This is a genomic window from Arthrobacter parietis, assembly GCF_039530425.1.
GTDB lineage: Bacteria > Actinomycetota > Actinomycetes > Actinomycetales > Micrococcaceae > Arthrobacter_D > Arthrobacter_D parietis.
Map to the genome: position 1 here is coordinate 568,891 of NZ_BAAAON010000001.1, position 19,055 is coordinate 587,945.

The 19,055-nt window shown below is 63.3% G+C and carries 19 protein-coding genes; 7 read left to right on the forward strand and 12 right to left on the reverse strand.

Annotation, left to right across the window (positions count from 1 at the left end; all coding sequences use genetic code 11):
• The first annotated feature begins 2 nt into the window (after nucleotides 1–2).
• From ABFX19_RS02685 to ABFX19_RS02710, 6 genes are all read left to right on the forward strand, one after another.
• Nucleotides 3–1,328, forward strand: a complete 1,326-nt coding sequence (locus tag ABFX19_RS02685; RefSeq protein WP_346027363.1) for an extracellular solute-binding protein — start codon at nucleotides 3–5, stop codon at nucleotides 1,326–1,328.
• A 29-nt stretch (nucleotides 1,329–1,357) separates the two neighbouring features.
• Complete coding sequence (locus tag ABFX19_RS02690) at nucleotides 1,358–2,290, forward strand: carbohydrate ABC transporter permease (RefSeq protein WP_056546506.1); 933 nt, start codon at nucleotides 1,358–1,360, stop codon at nucleotides 2,288–2,290.
• The gene (locus ABFX19_RS02695) at nucleotides 2,287–3,132 is read left to right on the forward strand and encodes a carbohydrate ABC transporter permease (RefSeq protein ID WP_056544451.1); all 846 of its coding nucleotides are present in this window, start codon (nucleotides 2,287–2,289) and stop codon (nucleotides 3,130–3,132) included. Before ABFX19_RS02690 ends, ABFX19_RS02695 begins: the two co-directional genes overlap by 4 nt.
• A 44-nt stretch (nucleotides 3,133–3,176) precedes the next feature.
• Nucleotides 3,177–4,484: an ABC transporter ATP-binding protein gene (locus ABFX19_RS02700; RefSeq protein WP_056544454.1), complete on the forward strand. Its 1,308-nt coding sequence runs from the start codon at nucleotides 3,177–3,179 to the stop codon at nucleotides 4,482–4,484.
• A 121-nt stretch (nucleotides 4,485–4,605) separates the two neighbouring features.
• Nucleotides 4,606–6,345: a helicase HerA-like domain-containing protein gene (locus tag ABFX19_RS02705; protein WP_346027364.1), complete on the forward strand. Its 1,740-nt coding sequence runs from the start codon at nucleotides 4,606–4,608 to the stop codon at nucleotides 6,343–6,345.
• 31 nt (nucleotides 6,346–6,376) lie between these two features.
• Nucleotides 6,377–7,360, forward strand: a complete 984-nt coding sequence (locus ABFX19_RS02710) for a hypothetical protein (protein WP_277357394.1) — start codon at nucleotides 6,377–6,379, stop codon at nucleotides 7,358–7,360.
• Here the strand turns inward: ABFX19_RS02710 and ABFX19_RS02715 are convergent.
• From ABFX19_RS02715 to ABFX19_RS02760, 10 genes are all read right to left on the reverse strand, one after another.
• Complete coding sequence (locus tag ABFX19_RS02715; RefSeq protein ID WP_346027365.1) at nucleotides 7,357–9,366, reverse strand: NHL domain-containing thioredoxin family protein; 2,010 nt, start codon at nucleotides 9,364–9,366, stop codon at nucleotides 7,357–7,359. The genes ABFX19_RS02710 and ABFX19_RS02715 overlap by 4 nt on opposite strands.
• Nucleotides 9,363–11,528, reverse strand: a complete 2,166-nt coding sequence (locus ABFX19_RS02720) for a bifunctional copper resistance protein CopD/cytochrome c oxidase assembly protein (protein WP_428831000.1) — start codon at nucleotides 11,526–11,528, stop codon at nucleotides 9,363–9,365. Before ABFX19_RS02720 ends, ABFX19_RS02715 begins: the two co-directional genes overlap by 4 nt.
• Nucleotides 11,529–11,654: 126 nt before the next feature.
• Nucleotides 11,655–11,945 carry an HU family DNA-binding protein gene (locus ABFX19_RS02725; protein ID WP_056544463.1) on the reverse strand — a complete coding sequence of 97 codons (291 nt, stop codon included), beginning with the start codon at nucleotides 11,943–11,945 and terminating at the stop codon, nucleotides 11,655–11,657.
• A 258-nt stretch (nucleotides 11,946–12,203) separates the two neighbouring features.
• Nucleotides 12,204–12,509 carry a 30S ribosomal protein S14 gene (gene rpsN, locus ABFX19_RS02730; protein WP_026545363.1) on the reverse strand — a complete coding sequence of 102 codons (306 nt, stop codon included), beginning with the start codon at nucleotides 12,507–12,509 and terminating at the stop codon, nucleotides 12,204–12,206.
• 2 nt (nucleotides 12,510–12,511) lie between these two features.
• On the reverse strand, nucleotides 12,512–12,679 hold the full coding sequence (gene rpmG / locus ABFX19_RS02735; RefSeq protein ID WP_019481734.1) for a 50S ribosomal protein L33: 168 nt from the start codon (nucleotides 12,677–12,679) through the stop codon (nucleotides 12,512–12,514).
• Nucleotides 12,679–12,915: a 50S ribosomal protein L28 gene (rpmB, locus tag ABFX19_RS02740; RefSeq protein WP_026545364.1), complete on the reverse strand. Its 237-nt coding sequence runs from the start codon at nucleotides 12,913–12,915 to the stop codon at nucleotides 12,679–12,681. The genes rpmG and rpmB overlap by 1 nt, the downstream gene beginning before the upstream one ends.
• Before the next feature lie 251 nt (nucleotides 12,916–13,166).
• On the reverse strand, nucleotides 13,167–14,306 hold the full coding sequence (locus ABFX19_RS02745) for a glucose-1-phosphate adenylyltransferase family protein (protein ID WP_346027366.1): 1,140 nt from the start codon (nucleotides 14,304–14,306) through the stop codon (nucleotides 13,167–13,169).
• Nucleotides 14,303–14,800 (reverse strand): MarR family winged helix-turn-helix transcriptional regulator, encoded by a 498-nt coding sequence (locus ABFX19_RS02750; RefSeq protein ID WP_346027367.1) that lies wholly within the window; start codon nucleotides 14,798–14,800, stop codon nucleotides 14,303–14,305. The genes ABFX19_RS02745 and ABFX19_RS02750 overlap by 4 nt, the downstream gene beginning before the upstream one ends.
• A 28-nt stretch (nucleotides 14,801–14,828) precedes the next feature.
• Complete coding sequence (locus tag ABFX19_RS02755) at nucleotides 14,829–15,632, reverse strand: SGNH/GDSL hydrolase family protein (RefSeq protein WP_277357397.1); 804 nt, start codon at nucleotides 15,630–15,632, stop codon at nucleotides 14,829–14,831.
• 5 nt (nucleotides 15,633–15,637) lie between these two features.
• Nucleotides 15,638–15,898 (reverse strand): hypothetical protein, encoded by a 261-nt coding sequence (locus ABFX19_RS02760; protein WP_346027368.1) that lies wholly within the window; start codon nucleotides 15,896–15,898, stop codon nucleotides 15,638–15,640.
• Between the two features lie 109 nt (nucleotides 15,899–16,007).
• On the opposite strand from ABFX19_RS02760, the gene ABFX19_RS02765 reads away from it, so the two are divergent.
• A complete protein-coding gene (locus tag ABFX19_RS02765) occupies nucleotides 16,008–17,018 on the forward strand; it encodes a diacylglycerol/lipid kinase family protein (protein ID WP_346027369.1) in 1,011 nt (336 codons plus the stop codon).
• A gap of 6 nt (nucleotides 17,019–17,024) precedes the next feature.
• Here the strand turns inward: ABFX19_RS02765 and ABFX19_RS02770 are convergent, their stop codons facing one another.
• Nucleotides 17,025–18,170: a siderophore-interacting protein gene (locus ABFX19_RS02770; RefSeq protein WP_428831001.1), complete on the reverse strand. Its 1,146-nt coding sequence runs from the start codon at nucleotides 18,168–18,170 to the stop codon at nucleotides 17,025–17,027.
• Nucleotides 18,167–19,054, reverse strand: coding sequence for an ABC transporter ATP-binding protein (locus ABFX19_RS02775; RefSeq protein WP_277357400.1), 888 nt, complete (start codon nucleotides 19,052–19,054; stop codon nucleotides 18,167–18,169). Before ABFX19_RS02775 ends, ABFX19_RS02770 begins: the two co-directional genes overlap by 4 nt.
• Nucleotide 19,055 lies beyond the last annotated feature (1 nt).

Sequence of the window (19,055 nt, forward strand, 5' to 3'; positions counted from 1 at the left end):
GCATGCCGGGAAATCGCAGGATCAAGCAGCAGAAAAAGCGGATACGGAGGCGTTCGGGTGCCGTTGCGGCAACCACGCTCGGGCTTGCTTCACTTCTCCTCAGTGGATGCGGACCAGCGGAATCAGGCGTCCCCACGCTCACCTGGTATATCAACCCGGACGCCGGCGGACAGGCCGCGATTGCGGAGCGCTGTACTGAACAGGCAAACGGTGAATACCGGATCGAAACCTCGCTACTGCCCAATGATGCGGCTGCCCAGCGCGAGCAACTGGCACGCCGGCTGGCGGCGAATGATGACTCCCTGGACATCATGAGCATCGACCCACCGTTCGTCCCTGAGCTGGCAACGTTCCTCGCTCCCGTACCCGAAGGGGTCGCTGAGCGCACCACCGAAAACACGTTGGAAGGCGCACTGCAGGGAGCAATGTACAAGGATGAGCTGGTAACGGTTCCGTTCTGGGCCAATACGCAGATCCTCTGGTACCGCGAGTCCGTCGCGGAGGAAGCCGGTCTCGACATGTCGCAGCCGGTCACCTGGGACCAGCTGATGGAGGTTGCAGCAACGCAGGACGTCGAGCTTGGCGTCCAGGGCTCACAGGCCGAATCGATGACCGTATGGATCAACTCCCTCATCGAGTCAGCCGGCGGAACCATCCTCGAAACTCCGGAAGCACCCGCTGACGAGATTGAGTTGGGCCTTGTCAGTGAGGCAGGGCGTGAGGCTGCCCGCATCATCGGGACAATCGGCGATCAGGAGCTGGGCGGACCGGGGCTGGCAACATCCACCGAGAACACTTCACTGAACCTCTTCCAGGGCGAGTCCGGTTCCTTCATGGTCAACTACCCCTTCGTCTGGCCTGCCACGCAGTCCGCAGTAGAGGGAGGCTCACTTGATCAGGCAGTGCTCGATGACATCGGGTGGGCGCTATACCCACGGGTTTACGAGGACCAGGAAACTGCTCCCCCGCTGGGCGGAATCAACCTCGGCGTCGGGGCGGACAGTGACAACCCTGAACTGGCGTACAAGGCGATCGAATGCATCGTTCAGCCCGAGAACCAGACCGAGTACTTCCTGACCAACGGCAACCCGCCGTCCAACTCGGAATCCTACGAGGATCCCCGGATCGAGGAACAGTTCCCCATGGCTGAGACCATCCGCCAGTCACTGGAGCTCGCAGCACCGCGGCCGCAGACCCCGTTCTACAACGAAATTTCCACCGGCCTCCAGCAGACCTGGACACCGCCGGATGAAGTGGAGCCGGAAACCACTCCGGAGGAATCGGCGGAATTCATTACCGCCGTGCTGAGAGGGGAGAGGCTGCTGTGACCAGCGCAATCACCAAGAACCCGCGGGCCATGAAGTCCGACGACGGCCCGCACAACGATTACAGCGACCGGGCAAAGGCTGAGCGACGCCTGGGGTGGTTACTCGCCGGTCCTGCCTTCATCATCATGCTGGCGGTCACCCTCTACCCGATCATCCAGGCGTTCTTCGATTCGCTGTATGCCTTCCGGTTGACGGCTCCCGACGAGCGCGAGTTCATCTTCCTGCAGAACTACGTGACCATCCTGGGTGATCCCGTGTGGTGGCGGGATCTGGCAGTCACCTCACTGATCACGGTTGTGACGGTCGCCGTCGAACTTGTCCTCGGCTTTGCCCTTGCCCTGGTGATGCACCGGGCGCTGAAAGCCGTCCGGGGTTGGCTCCGTACCGCCATCCTGGTGCCCTACGGAATCATCACCGTGGTCTCGGCCTACGCGTGGTTCTACGCATTCGACATCAGTTCCGGATATGTGAACTCGTGGTTTGACTGGGTACCGGGCATCGATCAGGACCTGAACTGGTTTGCACAGGCCAGCACGGCTCTGCCGGTCATCATGGCCTCGGAGATCTGGAAGACCACACCGTTCATCTCCCTCCTCCTGTTGGCCGGACTGGCGCAGGTGCCTGATGAACTGACGGAAGCCGCCAAAGTTGACGGCGCCACCTGGTGGGAGCAGATGCGCAAGGTCATCATCCCGAACATGAAGGCGGCCATCATGGTTGCGGTCCTCTTCCGGGCGCTGGACGCGTTCCGAATATTCGACAACGTGTTCATCATGACAAACGGCCAGTACGGAACCGAGGTGCTTTCCCTCCTCGCCTACAGAACCTCCATCAGTAGGTTGGAGATTGGCCTCGGATCAGCTGTGTCAGTACTCCTGTTCGCCTGTGTCCTGCTGATCAGCTTCATTGCGATCAAGGTATTCAAGGTGGACCTGAGCGGATCAACAGGAGGAAAGCGATGAAGTCGACTGGCCGCGAAAAGCTCATCTGGACGATTATCTCGATTGCAGTTCTCATCTATGCCTTGTTTCCCGTGGCATCGATCTTCGCTACCTCGTTCAAGGCACCCGGGGATCTGACCAACGGGAACTTCCTTCCCACGCCGGGCTTGGCCACACTGGACAATTACGAACAGATTCTGGTGGGAGACGCTCAGGGACTCTTCCTCTCCGCGCTGCGGAATTCGATCGGAATCTCGCTGATTGCAACCTTCATCGCAGTTGTGCTGGCCACACTGTGCGCCTACGCCATTGCGCGTCTTGACTTCCCCGGCAAGAAGCTCATCCTGACGACGGCGCTGGCAGTCTCAATCTTCCCGGTCATCTCGATCGTCACCCCGCTGTTCAACCTGTGGCGGAACATCGGTCTGTATGACACCTGGCTCGGGCTGATCATCCCCTACCTGTCACTCACGCTCCCGATTTCCATCTGGACGCTGGCGGCCTTCTTCCGCCAGATCCCCTGGGAACTGGAGCAAGCCGCACAGGTGGACGGCGCCACGACCTGGCAAGCGTTCCGCAAGGCAATTGTTCCGCTCGCCGCACCCGGCGTCTTTACGACGGCGATCATCGCCTTCTTCATCGCGTGGAACGACTTCGTGTATGGCATATCGCTGACCTCGACGGAAGCAGCGCGCCCCGTGCCCGCGGCGCTTGCGTTTTTCACCGGGGCCTCGCAGTTCGAGTCCCCCACCGGCGCGATCTCCGCGGCGGCAATCATCGTGACCATTCCGGTTGTGCTGCTGGTCCTGCTGTTCCAGCGGCAGATCGTCTCAGGCCTGACCCAGGGCGCAGTCAAGGGTTGAGTACCAAACACATCTTGAGCAACTGAAAGAAGAGGAACCAGAACATGGCTTCGATAAGGCTGAAGAACCTCGTCAAGAAGTATGGGGACGGGTTTCCCGCCGTCAATGACATCAGTATCGACATCGAGGACGGCGAATTCATCATCCTCGTTGGCCCTTCGGGCTGCGGCAAGTCAACCCTGCTGCGCATGATCGTAGGGCTCGAGGACATCACGTCCGGCGATCTCTACATCAATGACGAACGGGTCAATTCGAAGGCTCCCCGTGACCGGAACCTGGCCATGGTGTTCCAGAACTACGCGCTCTATCCGCACCTGACGGTGTATGAGAACATCGCTTTCCCGCTGCGCCTCGCCAAGGGCAAGCACAGCGAGGAAGAGGTGGACCGTCTGGTGACCGGGGCAGCCGAAACCCTCGAACTGACCGATCATCTGCAGCGCAAGCCCGCCAACCTCTCCGGCGGCCAGCGGCAGCGCGTTGCCATGGGCAGGGCCATCGTCCGGCAGGCAGATGCGTTCCTGTTCGACGAGCCGCTCTCCAACCTCGACGCCAAGCTTCGCGGGCAGATGCGCTCCGAGATTTCGCAGATGCAGCGGCGGCTGGGAACCACATCGGTCTACGTCACCCATGACCAGACCGAAGCCATGACCCTCGGGGACCGCGTGGCTGTCCTGAAGAAGGGTGAGCTCCAGCAGATCGCCTCGCCTCGGGAACTGTACGAACAGCCCGTCAATCTCTTTGTTGCAGGGTTCATTGGCTCCCCATCGATGAACTTCCTTCCGGCCACCATCGAAGGCGGCAAACTCCAGACCGCGCTCGGTGCGTTGGATATTCCTGCGGACCGCGCAGCGAAGGCAGAAGGCCGCAAGGTGGTCCTTGTTGGCGTCCGTCCGGAGTTCTTTGAGGACGCCAAGCTCGTGGATGAGGCGAAGAAGCCGCACGGTTCCACGTTCACGGCAACTCTCACCCATACGGAGTGGCTCGGTAATGAGCAGTATGGCTACATCAATTTCGATCCCGCCCCCGAAGTACGCGAACTCCTGAATAACCTCGCACGCGAGATGGATGCCGACGAGCTGCGGCCGCAGGTTGTGGTCACCCTCGACGCCGCAAGCCGCATCCGTGGCGGCCGCGAGTCGGAAATCTGGTTGGATACCCGCAAGCTGCATCTGTTTGACGCTGAGACCGGCGAGAATCTGACCCGCGATGCCGAGGCGGGAGCAGCGCTGACCGCGGAAGCGAGTGAGGAGCGGGCCGAAGAGATCGAGAATGCCCGTCAGGCCGAGAGCGCCCAGCACGAGCAGAGCGCTGTCACCGGAAGGAGCGGCGGCAGCCACGCGGCTGCGAGCTGATACGGGGACTGACGCGCAACCCGGCATCGACACGGAACCGATTGACACCGACACCGACACCGACTGAAGACAACCCGCCGCACGGCCTCCCTGGCCCGCGGCGGGTTGTACGCTGAGCATCATGGCGAGCAAAGAGGCGAAGCACACCCCGGCCCAGCACCTCGAACAGATTAGGGCCGGCTACACGTTCGATGAGCCGTCCATCCAACTGGGTGCGGCAATCGTCGACAGCGATGTGCATGCGGAAGCCGCCGTCCGGCTGCCGTTGGCCATGATGAATCGCCACGGGCTGGTATCCGGCGCCACCGGGACCGGCAAGACCATCACACTGCAGGTCATCGCCGAACAGCTGAGCACCCACGGCGTTCCGGTCTTCCTCGCTGACATCAAGGGAGATCTCACCGGGCTATCGACCCCGGGCACTGGCGCCGAGAAGCTGCTCAAACGCACCCAGTCAGTTGGTCAATCCTGGGCTGCCCAAAGCTTCCCGGTAGAGTACTTCTCGCTTGGCGGAGACGGCGTGGGTGTTCCCATCCGGGCGACAATCTCCGACTTCGGCCCCTTGCTCCTGGCCAGGGTACTGGACCTGAACGAGACGCAGGAGTCCAGTCTGCAGCTCGTATTCCATTACGCCGACAAGGCAGACCTCGAGCTGTTCAACCTCGCTGACCTGCGCGCGGTCATCTCCTTCCTCGTCTCCGACGACGGTAAGGACGCACTGGAGAACCTCGGCGGTCTCTCGAAAGCGACCGCGGGAGTGATTCTGCGCGAGCTCATCACCCTTGAAGCCCAGGGCATGGACCGGTTCTTCGGTGAGCCGGAATTCGACACGGCCGATCTCCTCCGCTCGGATGCCGAAGGGCGCGGAATCATCAGTTGCCTGGAACTGCCCACGCTGCAGCAGAAACCGCAACTGTTCTCCACCTTCCTCATGTGGCTGGTCGCAGATCTCTTCGCGGACCTCCCGGAGGTTGGGGACATCGACAAGCCGAAGCTCGTCTTCTTCCTCGACGAGGCACACCTTCTCTTCAACGGCGCCTCGAAGGCTTTCCTGCAATCCATCCAGACCACCGTCCGGTTGATCCGATCCAAAGGCGTCGGTATCTTCTTCGTCACCCAGACACCGCGTGATGTGCCCGCGGAGGTGCTGGGCCAGCTTGCCAACCGGGTGCAGCACGCGCTTCGCGCTTTCACGCCCGATGACGCGAAGGCCCTCAAATCCACGGTTTCCACCTTCCCCATCAGCCCTTACGACCTCGAAGAAGTTCTCACATCAGCCGGCATCGGCGAGGCTGTGGTCACCGTCATGAATGAGAAGGGCGCTCCCACACCAGTAGCTTGGACGAGGATGTTCTCGCCGCAGTCCACCATGGGGCCATCCCCGGCAGGAGTAGTCGAGGGCATAGTGACAGCCTCGCCGCTCCTGGCGGACTACGGCACTCCCATCGACAGCCATTCCGCCTTCGAGAAGCTCTCTGCATCCGAACCGGCGTCCACAAACATTCCTGCAGAATCGGGAACAACAGAACCGGGAACTGCAGAACCGCGGACGACGGCGGCTCCCCCTCCGGTCGGTACTCCGCCTCGCGGCCGCCCCTCCCAAGCTGAGATTGATGCCGAGGCACGCCGGATCGAGGAAGACATCCTCGGCCGGCCCAGTAGCCGTCCGCCGACCAGCCGCCGGGAGCAACCGGCTCCTGAGAACGGCCGGGCTCATCCTCCTGCTGCGCCCGCCGGGCAAAAGCAGCAGGAAAAGAACGAAATGATGGACTTCGCGCTCAAGACTGCGGGCACCATCGGTGTTGAACTGGTTCGCGGGCTTTTTGCTACGCAACGGAGGCGCCGCCGTCGTCGTTGGTAGGTCCGGCACCGCCATTGGGTAACGTAAGAGGGTGCATTCGTCCCGCCTGATCCGAGTCCTGGCTGCCTGGCTGCTCGGGCTCATGCTCGCGGTCGCCGCGGCGATCGTCACGGTGACCCTTGTCAACACCCACATGTTCGGCCCGCACCAGCAGGTGGAAAGCTACCTCGAGGCGCTCCGCCAGGGCGAGGGAGAACGGGCACTGGGGCTGTTGAATGCGACTGCTCCTGACGCAAATGCGGCGCTCCTTGACGGGCCTGCCCTGCAGCGAGCTACGCAGGGTGTAGAGAATGTCGAGGTGGGTACGCCGCAACCGGCGGGCGAAAACCGCGTTGAAATTGGCGTCTCCTACACCGTCAATGACACCGCGCACACCACCACGTTCCTCCTTGAGAAGACCGGCACTGAGTGGCTGTTCTTCAACCGGTGGGAGTTTGTCCCCTCAACCCTGCCCACACTGGAAGTGTCGGTCATCAACCAGAACGAGGCCACACTCAACGGCACGCGGGTGCTGATGCCCGAAGGACGCAACCGGTTTGCGGCCTTCTACCCCACCGAAGTGGAAGCCCACTACACAAGCGAACACTTCGCTGCGCCGGCCCAGACAGCCGCCGTCACCGGCCGTCAGCAGACGCCGGTCACCCTGAATCTCGCCACGGCAGCAACGCCGGCACTGACCGAGGCTGTGACCGCCCAGCTGAAGACGTTCCTCGACACGTGCGCCAAGCAGACCGTGTTCCAACCGGCCAACTGCCCGTTTGGTTTTGAAACCGGGAACCGGGTAGCCGGGCCCATCACCTGGTCCATCACGGAATACCCGGAAGTACGCATTGAACCCTTCAACGGCGACTGGGTGATTTCTCCGCTCACCGGCACTGTGCTGCTGGAGACGAGCCTGCAGGACCTCTTTACGGGCATCATTGAACCCGTCAGCGTGCCGCAGGAGTTCGGCTTCACCGCGCGCCTCGCCGTTACCGACGAGGACATCACCGTGACCCCCGTGGTGGAGTACTAGTCCAGCCCCCGCAGATCGAGCGTCAGTTCGGTTTCACCGGTGGAATCGAAGGTCACCGGGATTCCCCAGTCCTGCTGGTAGAGGTGGCACGCGGCATGGTCCGGTATGTCGCCGCCGGGCTCACCGTCACAGGCCGCAGCACGCGCGGTGATATGCAGGACGCCCTCGGGAACATCACCGGAGAGCACCAGACGACGTGTCAGGCCCACTCCGGTCCCCGCACCTGACACCAGGAGGGACTCCGGCGATGAAGAAATCTTGAGCTGCGTCGGATCTCCCCACCGGTCGTCGAGCTTCTGGCCCTTCGGCGCACTGAACCGGACTGTTACGCCGAAGTCCCCTGCAGCCACGGCCGTTTTGGGCCGCTGCGTCTGCGAGGCACCCTCATCCACCGCAAGAGCCTCCCTGGGAATCGGAAGCCGCACGAGCTGGTGCTTGTTCGCCTCGACAACAATGAGCAGCGGTTCACCGCCTGATTCCAGCGGCGCCTGGTCAACAAGTACGTCAGAGGGCTCGGCCAATCCGCGCATGAGCGTGGAAACCTCACGGGTTGCCGGATCATACCGGCGGATAGCCCCGTTGTAGGTGTCGGCAATAGCAACCGACCCGTCCGGAAGGGCGGTGACACCGAGCGGGTGCTGGAGGCGGGCCTGCCCGGCCTCACCGTCGCGGAACCCGAAGTCGAACAACCCGGTACCGATGGCCGACTGCACCTGCGTCCGGCTCCTGCCGTTGACCGTCAGGAAGCTCAGGACCCGCAGTGCGGAGGTTTCCGAATCAGCGACCCAGATGTTTCCGTGCGCATCTTCAGCCAGCCCGGAGGACTGGGCAAACCAGGCAGCAGACGAATCACCGTCCAGCAGGCCCTCAAGCCCGGTGCCCGCGAGAATGTCCACGGCGTGGGTGAGCGGATCGAACGTGAAAATCTGGTGGGTGCCCGCCATGGCCACGACAACCCGTTCCAGGGTGGTGGACCAGATGACATCCCACGGCGAAGACAACGAGACTGCGAGGGCGTCCGTACCGAGGAACGTGTCCTCCAGCCGCGGCGCGGCGTCCTCCGGTATGTCAGCGGCGTCACCACCGAGATCATGGGAGACCTCCTGCAGCTCCGCCGGGCGGGCCTTGACCTGGTTGCCGGCATCGAGCAGTCGCTGGACACCGTTGCCCGCGATAGTGGTCACCGTACCGGTTTGAAGCGACACCGCGCGCAGCCGGTGGTTCACGGTGTCCGCAATTACGACGTCGTAACCCACCTTCCGCGCGATCGGTGCCGGAAGGAGGGCAAGGCCCTGCGGTTCATTGAACTGGGCATCGCCCGGATCGCCGTCTGCAAAACCGCGTGTGCCGGAGCCGATGGTGCGCCGCACGGTCTCGAGATCAGCCTCAAGTTCCACCAGCCGGTGGTGGCCGCTGTCCCCCACCAGGAAGGTGTTGGTAGCAGGCAGTGCAAGTACCTTGCCCGGGAAGCGGAGATTGCCGGCGGTCGGTTCAGCGGGCACGTACGGACCGTCGCCGCGGTGCAGCGTGCCCTTCGCCTCGTGCTCGGCCACCAGTTCCTCAACGAGGGACTCCAGTCCCGCCGCGTGCCCCTCGCCGGACAGGTGGGCAACGATATAACCTTCCGGATCGATGACCACCAGAGTGGGCCAGGCGCGGGCGGTGTAGGCCTGCCAGGTGTCCAGTTCCGGGTCATCGAGGACCGGGTGGTGAATCTCGTAGCGCTCGACTGCCGCCGCGAGGGCAACGGGATCCGCCTCATGCTCGAACTTGGGCGAGTGGACGCCCACGGTGACGAAAACATCCGAGTACTTTTCCTCGAGCGGCCGAAGCTCATCGAGCACATGGAGGCAGTTGATGCAGCAGAAGGTCCAGAAATCCAGCAGGACAATCTTCCCGCGCAGATCCTCAAGCTTGAGCTGTTTGCCCCCGGTGTTTAGCCAGTTCCGGCCGACGAGTTCTGAAGCGCGAACGCGGTAGTCGACGCGAAGCGAAGTTTCGGTCATTCAGGGTCTCCTGTGGGGGTTGTGCGCTGTCCTGCGGGAGGGTCGTGTGGCCCACTGGCTCTCGAGGACCCGGTGCGGTCCCGCTCTGCCAGTGAGGCGAACATGTTGTTATAAGCCGACAGCTCGGCATTGTTATTCCGATCAGCGGCCCGGTCCGTGCGCCGCGACTCCTTAGCGTCACTCCGGGACCACATCACGGCCACGCCGATCGCCAGGAGGAGAGTCGGGATTTCACCGATGCCCCAGGTCACTGCACCGCCGATCTGCTGGTCCGCAAGCGCCGACGGCCCCCATTCCCTGCCCATGTTTCCGAACCAGGACGCCTGCAGCAGCGAGGTGCCGCCGGTGAGTGCAACACCGAAGAAAGCGTGGAAGGCCATGGTGGCGAAAAGGAGTACCAGCCGCAGCGGGTAGGGTGCACGGCGTGGGATCGGGTCTGTGCCGATCATCGTCAGCACGAAGATGTACCCGGTGAGCAGGAAGTGCAGGTTCATGAGTTCATGGCCCACATGCTCGCGCAGGGCAAAGCCGAACAGCGGCGAATAGTAGAAGATCACGATGGACCCGGCGAAGTTCGCCGCTGCGAACAGCGGATGGGTGACGAGCGCCGAGAACTTCGAGTGGACGATCACGAGGATCCATTCACGGATGCCCCTGCTGCCGTCTCCGCGGGGTGTGAGCGCCTTCAGTGCAAGCGTGACGGGTGCGCCGATCACCAGGAACAGCGGAACCACCATGGTGAGCGCCATGTGGTCGATCATGTGAGCGCTGAAGAGCACCATGCCGTACACGGCGGGAGCTCCGGAGGTGAAGTACGTCAGCGCGATCAGCCCGATGAACCAGGAAACGAGCCGGAGCACCGGCCAGGAATCACCGCGGCGGTGCAGTTTCATCACGCCCAGAATGTAGGCAACAGCAACAGTGACGGTGAAGGCGATCCACAGCCAGTCGGGGCGCCACTCGGTGAGCCAGCGCATCGGCGTCGGCTCCGGAGGCAGCTCGTAGCCGGTGAGGATGCGCGCAGGGGTGGCGTCAGGCTGCAATTCTTCGGAGCGCGGCGGCGCCGTCCTCGCCAGCGCAACGGCAACACCGGAAACGGCACCCATAATCACAAGCTCGACGGCGATGAGCTGCCACAGCACGCGGCGGGCTGACATGTTGGTATCCAGCTGCGGAATGATCCACTGCCGGTGCATCAGTCCGATACCACCGAGGAGAATGGTGGCGATCGCCTTGAAGGTCACCAGCAGCCCCCATTCGGAGCCGAGCTGGGAGAGGCTGCCGATGCGCAGGCTCGCGTTGATGATGCCCGAGAGGAAGACCAGCGCGAAGGCGAAGCCGGCAAGCGAGGAGAAGCGCTTCAGCACCGTCGTCGTCTGGGGTCCAAGCTTGCCGCCGATCGCGGCAAGGACAATGATCCCGCCTACCCACAGGCAAACGCCCACGAGGTGCAGCGCGATGGAGTTGATCGCGGCATAGTGGTCATCGCCGCCCGCTGAGTGGCCGATCAGGGCCATGGGAACCAGGCCGCCGATCGACAGCACGAGCGTGAGTGCAAGCCATAGGCTTGACCGCGCGCCGAAGGTCATGGTGGCAACCACTGCCGCGATCATGGTGGTGGACAGCCAGGCCCGCCCGGTGTCGAAGTCCGTCAGGTAGGAGGCCAGGCCCTGGGTGTACGCGGGATCGCTGCTGAGGGGCAGCCCCGCAGCATCCGAGTAGGTCAGCACCAGGACTGCCAGCGCCGAAAGAGTCCAGGCGACAGCTGCCCAGGACGCGAGCGCCATGACCCTGGCGAAAGCGGGAGTCTCGTCAGCGTCCGGGCTGGGATCATTTCCGCGGGGGTCGCCCGCACGGCTGGATGCGCTGCCCCGGCGGACGTGCCGCGGCAGGATCACCACCGCGAAGACAAGGGAGCCGATGACCGCGGCGACGGAGACGTTGTGGAGTGCCTTTGACACAGGCAGGCCCCACCGTGTGAGTACGCCCGGGTCGCTCAACTGGCGTGGTGCTGCTGCTCCGGAGAACACGAGCGCAAGCACCACCGCGACAAGAACTGTTACTCCTGCGGCGATCACCCAGCCCGGCTTGACGCCTCGCTCACCGGTGGCACCGGCGCTGCCGTGCTTCGACTGGTTCGTTGTTGTGGCCACGCTTCCCATTGTCTACCCGCAGTAGAACAACGGCCAACTAAGGTGGTTTGGCGCACGGACGGTGAAACTGCCTGTTCTCAGGGTTAAACGAAGCGAGGGCTGCCACCGGTTGGTGACAGCCCTCGAATCAGCTGACTACTTGACGGCAGCCTTGAGCTTGGAGCCGGCGGTGAGCTTGACGCTGCTGCCTGCTGCAATCTCGATGGTTTCACCCGTCTGGGGGTTGCGGCCGGTGCGTGCTGCACGCTCGGTGCGCTCGACTGCCAACCAGCCCGGGATGGTGACCTTGACGTCGTTCTTGGCGGAGGAAGCGAGAACGTCGAACAGGGCATCCAGCACGCTGTTCACGGCAGTCTGGCTGGTGTCAGCCTTCGCTGCTACCTCGGCCACCAGTTCGCTGCGGTTCTTGGTCTCTTTCTTAGCCAATGTATGTCCTCCTGGACCTCGTACGGATTATTCAGAACCTCACCGTTCTGGCGAAGCTTCTGGAGGAAAACCTACCAGCTTCAATCGCAAAGTCCCGCAGATTAGGGGACTTTTGCCCGGTTTTTGGCCTTATTCAGGCCAATTCCACGCACCGAGACGGCCTCTGAGGATGTACCGGTCCGCTTAAAGCACTCAGGACAGCGACCGGAGTCGCCGTCCTGAGTTGTACTTCAACGGGGCAGTCTCAGCCCTGGCTGCTTACCAGCTGGACTTGGTTACACCGGGCAGTTCGCCGCGGTGCGCCATGTCACGGAAGCGAACACGCGAGATGCCGAACTTCTGGAGGGTGCCGCGGGGGCGTCCGTCGATCTGGTCGCGGTTACGCAGGCGAACCGGCGAAGCGTTGCGGGGCAGCTTCTGCAGGCCGAGGCGTGCGGCCTCACGTGCCTCGTCCGTTGCGTTTTCATCAACAAGGGTCTTCTTGAGCTCGAGGCGCTTGGCAGCGTAGCGCTCAACAATGACCTTGCGCTGCTCGTTACGAGCAATCTTTGACTTCTTAGCCATGTTTAGCGCTCCTCTCGGAATTCGACGTGCTTGCGGATCTTGGGGTCATACTTCATCAGAACCATGCGGTCCGGGTCATTACGGCGGTTCTTGCGGGTCACATAGGTGTACCCGGTACCGGCCGTGGACTTCAGCTTGATGATCGGACGTACGTCTTTGTCCTTTGCCATTAGAGCTTCACTCCCCGCGCCTGGATCTCGGCGACGACGGCGTCAATACCGCGCACGTCGATGGTCTTGATGCCACGGGCTGAAACCTGCAGCGTTACATTGCGGCGCAGGGACGGAACCCAGTAGCGCTTCTTCTGAATGTTCGGGTCGAACCTGCGCTTGGTGCGCCGGTGCGAGTGCGAGATGCTGTGCCCGAAGCCCGGCTCGGCCCCAGTCACTTGGCAGTGAGCTGCCATGACGATCCTCCAAATGTTGAATAAAGCAGGTGAACAGACAGTTCTACCTGCCGTGGAATGCGTTCAGGGACGTCACCGTCATGACGGTCAAAAGACCGCCGGATGTTCGCGATAAGAGCGCAACCTGAGCCCCTAACTACCGGCCTTCGGAAGAAGAAATCTCCCGCCAGCCGGAGCAATTGCGCACGCTCCGCCACCTGATGCCCTTCTATTCTAGGAGCGAGCAGGCATTAAGACCAATCGCGGGAGCCTCAGTTGCCGTCCGACTCATCGGGGCGCGTGGCGTTTCCGTCACGGTCAACAACGGTGATCGCCTCCGATTCCCCGAGCTCCTGACCGTGAGCAACCTGGGCGTTGGCATCGACAATGGTCCAGCGCAGCACCGCACCGGCGGCAATGTGGGCACCATTCAGCACCACCGAATGCTCGACGACGGCGCCCTCCTCCACCACTGCGTCCGGCCCGATCACGCTGTGCCGGACGTTCCCGGAGATAGTGGCACCCGGGGAGATGAGGCTTGATCCCACCTGCGCGGTATCAGTGATGAAAGCAGGCAGGCGGCGCGGGCTGGCGCTCAGGATCGGCCACGCGGGATCATCGAATGCCAGACCGTCCCCAGCGAGCAGGTCCATGTGTGCACGGTGGTAGTTCTTCGGTGTGCCGAGGTCCAGCCAATAGGACTCGAGGCGATGCTCGGCGACGGTGAAGTGCTCCACCAGATGCGGGATGAGCTGGTCACCGTAGTCCTTCAGCTCGCCGTCGCGCTGGTGCAGTTCGGCCAGCGTGTCCAGCAGCACGTCCGTGGAATAGAGGAAGATCTCCGCCGCCACCACATCGGTGCGGGGTTCCTCGGGCTTGTACTGGAATCCTGTGACCCTGCCGTTCTCCACCTCCGCTACACCATGTTGGGAGGCATCGCCGTCGAACTGCGTGGTGACCATCGTGAGGACAGCACCGGTCTCCTGATGGGTTTTCACCACGTCGCGGTAGTCGAGCTGGTAGAGGTGGTCTGCACTGAGTACAAGCACCAGATCCGGATTGAATTCGCGGATGAATTCCGCCTGCCGGTAGAGGCCGTCCGCATTGCCAGCTGCGAACCCCTCGCCGTGGTCCCCCTGAAAGGGCGGTAACACCCGCAGACCGCCGTTGGTGCGGTCGAGGTCCCAGGGGCGGCCGTTCGCGAGGTGGTCGTTGATGGACTTCGGCTGGTATTGCTCCACCACCCAGACATCCGAGATGTGACTGTGGTGGAGGTTGGACAGCGGGATGTCGATCAGCCGATAGGTTCCGCCCACCGGAACCACGGGTTTGGCCTTGCCGTCCGTCAGCGCACCCAACCTCCCGCCGGTACCGCCGGCGAGGATGATGGCCAGGACAGACGGCTCCGTCATGCCGATCCCACGGGCTGCGATTGCTTGAGGATCCAATGCGTCTCATCGAGCCGCGCGAGGATCTTCTTGCCCACCCGCTCGAGATCCGCGATATCCCGCTCATCAAGCCCGTCGAAGACCAGCCGGCGGACGTGCTCGACGTGCTCGAGCGCCAGTTCCTGCAGGTTGGTGAGCCCCTCGGCCGTGATGGTGGCTGTGGTGACCCGGAGGTCACGGGTGCTTTGGCTCCGCTGCACCCAACCGCGGTTCTCCAGTTTGGTGACCACATGACTCAACCGTGACAGCGAGGCATTGGAACGGCCCGCGAGTTCGCTCATGGGAAGTGTGCGCTCCTCAGCCTCGGACAGCATGGCAAGGACGTGATAGTCGAACAGAGTCACCCGGGCACGGCGGTTTAGGTCTGCGTCCAGCGTGCCCGGCAACAGCGTAGCCACCCCGTGGAGGGCAAGCCATGCCTGTCTTTCCGCGGGATTCAACCAGCGCGCGCCTGTCATGGTTCCCATTCTTTCAGAAGCGCCGCCGTCACGGGGACGTGGTTTCCTTTGTCCACACCGGATGGGTCAGCTCGGGATACTTCACGGTCACAGTGTCTCCGGAAGACTGCCCGCGCAGCCGCCTGCCCACCCAGGGCCCCAGGTAATCGCGGGCCCAGAGCGCGTCCGTCCGGAGCTGGGCGAGGCGGGTTGCTGCAGGCCGCGCTTCAAGCTCGGGAACCTCGATGCTGTGTGCGGCTTTCAGGACTTCCAGAACCCGGGCTGCCATCAGCGTGTGGCCGGCTGCGGCCATGTGCATTCGGTCCACGTCCCAGTACCCCCAGTTCTGGAATTCCCGCATCCGCCAGTAGTCCACGATCTCGGCATCATGCCGGTCAGCGATTTCACGGACGAGTTCGTTGTAGATCGCAGTCCGGCCCCGGGTCTTGGCGAAGACTGCTGATTTCGACGAGTCGAACCCCGTGAACAGCACCACCGCGGCACCGCTGGCGCGCAGGCGGGCGATTCCGGCGTCGTACTCTGCCAACAGTGCGTCGAGATCAATGGAGGGCCGCAGGATGTCATTGGCGCCGGCGTAGATGGTCACCAGCGTGGGCTTGAGCGCAAGCGCCGCATCCACCTGCTCACCGAGGATCTGCCGCATCTTGCGGCCGCGGATGGCGAGGTTGGCGTAGCCCCAGGACGGGTCGGCGAGAATCAGCTGCTCGGCGACGCGGTCAGCCCATCCCCGCACGCCATTGGGACTGCGTGGGTCCCAGTCCCCCACGCCTTCAGTGAACGAATCCCCGAGTGCGACGTAACGGTGAGTAAAAGAGGTGGTTTCTTCGCCCAATGCTCTTAGTCCTCTTTCCTGGAGCCGCTGTTCCTGGCATCGCTTCCGGAATCAGCTTCTGAGCTTTCCTGCTGGTGCTCGGCGTCGTACTCGTGCTGGGTGTGGTGCTCGGTCTCCCCATAGGCGCCGTTGAAGCCGGTGGTGCTGCCCGTAGGGCGTGTATTCGAAGGGTCAGGGAAGGTGGGAGACCCGCCGAAGGGGTTGCCCTCCTGCCCGCCGTTCTCCTGTTCCCTGGCTTCGCCTGCGCTGGACTGGTCCTGAGTCATGGCTCCTCCTTCTGTTTTGCCCACCCAGCATAGTCCCGCGCGGCCGCGCGTACACGTGACAGGCGCAGACGCTAAGCTCGGGAACAAACCCCTCGTCAGGAGAAAACCTATGACTTCCTTGCCGGATACCGAGTCTGAACAGCAGCGCACTCCTGAAGCCGAAGGCAAGCCGGAATCCCGGACCAGGCGCGCAGCCCTGATTCTCAATCCAGTCAAGCCCACCGACGAGGATATCCGGGCGATTGTCACCGAGCTGAGCCTCGAACAGGGCTGGGCGGAACCCCTGTTCCTGGAGACCACCGAGGATGACCCGGGCCACGGCCAGGCGCAGGAAGCGCTGAAGGCGGGAGTCGACGTCGTTATTGCAGCAGGCGGTGACGGCACCGTGCGGTGCGTGGCGGAGGAGCTGGCAGGTACGACGACGGCACTTGGCCTGCTGCCGCTGGGCACCGGCAACCTCCTTGCACGCAACCTCGATATCGACGTCGATGATCCCCGCGGAGCCGTCGAAGCTGCGCTGGGAGGTACGGAGCGGATGATCGACGTGGTGCATGTGAACGTCGACAGGGCTCAGGACGCGCACGTCTTTCTGGTCATGGCCGGGCTGGGCTTTGACGCGGCGGTGATGGCGGATACCCGGGATGACCTGAAGGACAAGGTGGGCTGGCTGGCCTACGTCGACGCCGGCATCCGGAACCTTCCCGGAAAGCCGTCCAAGGTTTCCATCTCAATTGACGGCGGCAAGCGTGTCACCCGCCGCCTGCGCAGCGTCATGGGCGGAAACTGCGGCAAGATCATGGGCGGGCTGGAAATCTTCCCGGGCGCGAAACTCAATGACGGACTGCTGGACATCATGACCATTGCGCCGAGCGGAAAGTTGGGCTGGTTTGCTGTACTCGGCAAGCTCCTTGCGCGTGGAAAGGGCAAGGACCCCTCACTCGAGTACTTCCAGTGCAAAACTGCCGAGGTGGAGTCTGAGACCCCGCTGGAAATCGAGCTGGACGGAGACTCCCTGGGCAAGGGCACACACATGGCTTTCCGGGTGGAGCCGAACTCCCTGAGGCTGCGGATGCCCTACGGGAAGAAGGACCCGGCGATCCTCGCCGACCCGACGCCGTAAGGCGCTTTAGCCCTCGGCTTTGCCCTGGCGCCAGTAGCCCATGAACGCGACCTGCTTGCGGTCGATGCCGACGTCGCGCACCAGGTAACGGCGCAGGCCGCGCACCACCGCTGCTTCGCCCGCGATCCACGCGTAAAAGGGCAATGCGCCGGAGGGCTTGTCCGGGTTGAGGGAGCCGTCAAGGGCAGCTGCGTCCAGGAGTTGCGGGGTCTCCCACAGGATGGTCTTGTCGACGTCGATGTCCTCCGGTTCCGGCCCGGCTGCACGCTCCGGTCCGCCCGCCCTGCCGGCTGCTGCAGCGAGCGCCTGGCCGGACGGGGTGTCACTTCCGAGGCTGACGCGGAACGGCGCGGACAGGGATACCCAGCCCGGAACCCTGACGGCCTGCCGGACGGCGGCGTCGAGCAGTTCACCGTGCGGCCGGCCGCCACGCACCAGCCAGCTGATGCCTACCCCGGACCTGGTCTGGATGTCCTGGCAGTCCGAGCCATGCGGAACCTCCAGGAAAGCGTGACCCTTGATGTCCTTCGGCAGCGACTCGAGGATGGCGCTGATCGCCGGGACAGCGGTCTCATCGCCTGCAAGCAATACATTCTGGGCCAGCCCCGGACGCCACTCGATACCTCCGTAGGCGCCGGCAGTGGAGCAGCTTGCGGCATGGATGTTCGGCCCGATCAGCCACACCCGGTCCCCCGGTTCAGCCGCAGCGGCCCACTGGGAAGCCGGTCCGCCGTTGCCGGCTGCATCGAAGTGCATCACGAAGTCGACGTCCAGCTCGGGAGTCTCCTGATCACAGCGGGAATCACGGACCGTGTAGGTGCGCATGTCACCGCGTTCTGACGGCTCAAGGGACAGCCACTGCTGGTACCAGCCGCTGCCCTCGCCGTCCATCAGGGCCCCCAGATCGGCACACGCGCCGTTGGCCGGCGGAATCATTACCTTGATACGCAGGTCCAGGGTAGAACCCTGCACACCGAAATCCGACAGGCAAGCCCCGCCGAAGGTGATGCGCCGGAAGTTCGAACTGATGCGCTCCACGCGGTTCACCACCACGTTGAAGGCGCGGACAGCCGGGATGACCGCCTGATTCCCGGCGGAAGTCTTTGACGGTGCCGCCGCGCTGCGGTTATGGCGGGTACTGACTTCTGTCACGATGCTGCCTCCATTGTCAGTGCGGGTAGCCCGTCCTGCGGGTTCGCTAAAAAACCCGCGATGCCATCCCGGGTGGTTTCTGTGGTTACGTTTTTCGGTGCTGAGTGGTGCCGCCCCAGGGGCACCACCATGGGAGTACCCGAGACGGGATCCGGAATGACGCGGGATTCCAGACCGAAGACGTCCGCCACGGTCGCCTCCGTAACAACCTCTGACGGCGGTCCCTCGGCAACAATCCGGCCGTCCTTCATTGCGATGAGGTGATCCGCGTACCGTGCAGCGAGGTTGAGGTCATGCAGCACAATGGCGACCGTTGTGCCGGCACTGCGGTTCAGGTCAGTGATGAGGTCGAGGACTTCCACCTGATGCGCCACGTCGAGGAAGGTGGTGGGCTCGTCAAGCAGCAGGATGTCGGTCTGCTGCGCCAGCGCCATCGCAATCCAGACACGCTGGCGTTGACCGCCGGACAGCTCGTCGACGTTGCGGTCAGCCAGTTCAATAGTGTCGGTGACGCGCAGCGCGGAGGCGACCGCGGCGTCGTCGTCCGTGTTCCATTGGCGGAACCAGCCCTGGTGGGGGTAGCGGCCGCGGCCCACCAGATCCACTACGGCGATGCCGTCCGGCGCGATCGGCGTCTGTGGAAGCAGGCCAAGGGTCTTCGCCACTGAACGGGTGGAGAGCGAATGGATGTCCTTGCCGTCCAGCAGCACAGTGCCGGCCGCCGGCTTGAGCAGCCGCGCCAGGCCGCGCAGGAGCGTGGACTTGCCGCATGCGTTCGCCCCGACGATGACGGTGACCTTCCCTGCCGGCAGTTCCACCGTCAGGTCTTCAACTACCCGGCGGTTGTCATACGCAAGGGTCAGATTTTCAGCGTGCAACCTCATG

Excerpts from the sequence above, each read along its gene's own strand:
- ABFX19_RS02685 (WP_346027363.1), top strand. The coding sequence starts at position 3 with ATGCCGGGAAATCGCAGGATCAAGCAGCAGAAAAAGCGGATACGGAGG.
- ABFX19_RS02690 (WP_056546506.1), top strand. The coding sequence starts at position 1,358 with ATGAAGTCCGACGACGGCCCGCACAACGATTACAGCGACCGGGCAAAG.
- ABFX19_RS02695 (WP_056544451.1), top strand. The coding sequence starts at position 2,287 with ATGAAGTCGACTGGCCGCGAAAAGCTCATCTGGACGATTATCTCGATT.
- ABFX19_RS02700 (WP_056544454.1), top strand. The coding sequence starts at position 3,177 with ATGGCTTCGATAAGGCTGAAGAACCTCGTCAAGAAGTATGGGGACGGG.
- ABFX19_RS02705 (WP_346027364.1), top strand. The coding sequence starts at position 4,606 with ATGGCGAGCAAAGAGGCGAAGCACACCCCGGCCCAGCACCTCGAACAG.
- ABFX19_RS02715 (WP_346027365.1), bottom strand. The coding sequence starts at position 9,366 with ATGACCGAAACTTCGCTTCGCGTCGACTACCGCGTTCGCGCTTCAGAA.
- ABFX19_RS02720 (WP_428831000.1), bottom strand. The coding sequence starts at position 11,528 with ATGGGAAGCGTGGCCACAACAACGAACCAGTCGAAGCACGGCAGCGCC.
- rpsN (WP_026545363.1), bottom strand. The coding sequence starts at position 12,509 with ATGGCTAAGAAGTCAAAGATTGCTCGTAACGAGCAGCGCAAGGTCATT.
- rpmG (WP_019481734.1), bottom strand. The coding sequence starts at position 12,679 with ATGGCAAAGGACAAAGACGTACGTCCGATCATCAAGCTGAAGTCCACG.
- rpmB (WP_026545364.1), bottom strand. The coding sequence starts at position 12,915 with ATGGCAGCTCACTGCCAAGTGACTGGGGCCGAGCCGGGCTTCGGGCAC.
- ABFX19_RS02745 (WP_346027366.1), bottom strand. The coding sequence starts at position 14,306 with ATGACGGAGCCGTCTGTCCTGGCCATCATCCTCGCCGGCGGTACCGGC.
- ABFX19_RS02750 (WP_346027367.1), bottom strand. The coding sequence starts at position 14,800 with ATGACAGGCGCGCGCTGGTTGAATCCCGCGGAAAGACAGGCATGGCTT.
- ABFX19_RS02760 (WP_346027368.1), bottom strand. The coding sequence starts at position 15,898 with ATGACTCAGGACCAGTCCAGCGCAGGCGAAGCCAGGGAACAGGAGAAC.
- ABFX19_RS02765 (WP_346027369.1), top strand. The coding sequence starts at position 16,008 with ATGACTTCCTTGCCGGATACCGAGTCTGAACAGCAGCGCACTCCTGAA.
- ABFX19_RS02775 (WP_277357400.1), bottom strand. The coding sequence starts at position 19,054 with ATGAGGTTGCACGCTGAAAATCTGACCCTTGCGTATGACAACCGCCGG.